The sequence below is a fragment of the Saccharopolyspora sp. NPDC000995 genome, assembly GCF_053599315.1.
This window is the reverse complement of sequence record NZ_JBSFLZ010000280.1, coordinates 1-2,470: the sequence shown is the minus strand read 5'-3', so window position 1 is coordinate 2,470 and position 2,470 is coordinate 1. Positions and strand designations below refer to the sequence as shown.

1 pseudogene is annotated in these 2,470 nt (G+C 63.7%); it reads left to right on the top strand.

From position 1 onward, the window contains the following. Nucleotides 1-2,470 (top strand): annotated as a pseudogene (locus ACWDKQ_RS35755) (hypothetical protein); the annotation flags it as partial.

Here is a 2,470-nt window from a genome sequence, read left to right as displayed (position 1 = left end):
CCCGGGTAGGGACACGCGGTCGCAGTCCACTGAGGGAGTCCCGCGTGATGCGGAGACCGATGACACCGACGACACCGAGAGCGTCTTCGGCGAGGTGGAACGGGCAGAGCTGCTGGAGCGGCTTGATCGCTTGAGGGGAGACGCGGAGCCGCCGGAGTCGCACCGCTCCAGTGGATCGCGGGAGTTCGGTGGTCGTGGTGCGCGGTCCGATGAGGAGTTGTTGGCTGACGACTCTTCGGAGTCGTCGGTGGCGGATGTGCGTGAGGAGATCGCTCGTGCGAGGGAGGTGAACTGGTCCAGGGATGATGAGGTGGCAGCGGAGCGGATTGTGCACGGCACGCATGACATCCGGCTGTTGGCTCGTGAGGATGCCGTCGTGTCGCTGAAGGATGTGGTGGCGCTGGTCGCGGCCGAGCACCACAAGCGCGGCGGTGATCACTGGGCGCAGGTGGCGGAGTTTTCCCGGGCGTTGGCGGACAGGCTGGGTACGCGGGGCAGCGGGGTGGCGATCAGGGCCGGAGCGGGGCCGGAGGGTCACACAGCGGGCGGCAGTGCGTCGTCGGGCAGCCCAGGATCGAACCGGAACGAGACACGTGAGGAAAGGAGGAAAAGGCGGTATGCAATGGACACCAAGCGTCGGGCCGATAAGAAGGCGGCGCAGCGTGCGCGGATTACGGAGTTGGGGGAGTCGCTGAAGAAGCTTAAGGCTGACCAGGCTTCGTTGGAGGCGTCGCCGGGGTGGGACGGGGCGGATGCGGGTTTGCGGGAGCAGTGGGAGGCGCTGCAGGAGGAGATCGAGCCGGTGCAGGCGGAGCTCGACGAGATTGAGGCGGAGAATAAGCGGGTGCGTGCGCTGATGAGGTCACGTGAGATTCGGTATCAGCAGAAAAAGAGGGTTGCGAGGCTGCAGGATGCGTTGTTGGGCGGGGAAGGGTCTTCTGGTGGTGAGTCCGCTCAGGTAGCGGAGGAGTCTGCGGCGGCAGCCGAGCTGCGTGCGTTGATCACTAACGCGGAGGCTGGGTTGCAGCGGATGCGCGATGAGGGGTGGCCAGTTTACGTAGGCGGGGTGAATGTAGGTGTAGACCGTGTGATCGCTGATGTGCGGGCGCACGTGGCGGGTGTGGGAGTTTTCGGGAGTGATGACGGTCTCCGGAATGTGTTGGCTCATTACATGGTGAGTCATCCGGGGGATGGCGTCGGCGTGGTGGCGTTGGAGGAAAGGTTTCACGAGTTGACGGCCGCGGCGCAGTTGCATGAGTGGGAGGGGATCGCGGGTCGGGATGCTGTGGACCGGTTGTTGGCTGATGCGGATGGGATTTTGGGGCCGTTGAAGGCGTCGGGGCGGTTCCGGGTTGTGCTGGCGCACTGGTTGGGCGAGCACCCGGGCGACTGGCAGGGTGCTCAGGCGCTGCGGGCGGAAATGGCCGGTTATCTGGCCGGTGACCTCGACCTTGGCGTGGCGAGGAGTGGTTTGAGGAGTGGTTTGACGCGCGACGCGTTCGAGGAGGTGAGAGCGGAAGAGGCTCGTTGGCAGGCAGATCGTGCTGGGAACGAGGCGGTGGCTGGGGTCGTTGCTGCCCCGATGATGCGCGGGGCCGTTGTTGATCCGGGGCTCAGCGTTATTCATCAGTTTAGTTCGGTGAAGCGGACGTTCGCGGATGCCGGTAGGGCGTTGCGGCAGTTGGTCGCCGAACACGGTCAAGATGCCGTGGACCGTTTGTATGCTCCGGCGGAGAAGGTCTTGGGGCCCCTTCACGAGTCCCGGCCCTTCCGGGATGTGATCGCGCACGAGTTGATGAAGAACCCCCGGGATGATCAGCAGTTGATGACGAACCCGCAGGCCGATGAGCAGTTGCAGCAGTTGCGGTGGCGACTGGTCCGTTACCTGGCCGGCGACCTGGGTGGTGGTGCGGACTCGAGTGCTGCCGACGACTTGCTTTCCGCCACGGTGACCTCGGTCCCTGAACCGAAAGAGGCTCGGTCTAAAAAGCAACAGATCTATTTGCGGCGCTTGGCGGTGGGCAAGGCGCTTAGTGGTTTGCCGGACAAGGATGCTGTCGAACGGGTGCTGCGAGACGAGGCACGTGCGTGGCTCCTCCGCGGGGGTTACAACAGCAAGTCCGATTTGGAAGCTCGGTTCAAGAGGTCGAAGTACTGGGCAGACCCGATTCTTGCTGATGTCCGGAGGCAGCGGACATCCGATTTGAACGCTGCGGTGGGGTCTCTGCAGCAGATTTTGGCGGAGGCGGAGACAAGCACTGACCTACGGCAAGAATATGAAGTCAAGATCGCGGCGTGGTTGTCTATTAATCGGCAGACGCCGCTCAACGAGATCCACAGGCGGGCAGCGGACGCGTCCGCTGCTGTTCGGGAACTGCGCCGGAATAATGCGATACGGGAATTGCAGGAGATTTTCGAGACTGCACGCGGCGGGTACGCGCGGCTGGAAGCTTGGCTTGGTCCAGATGAT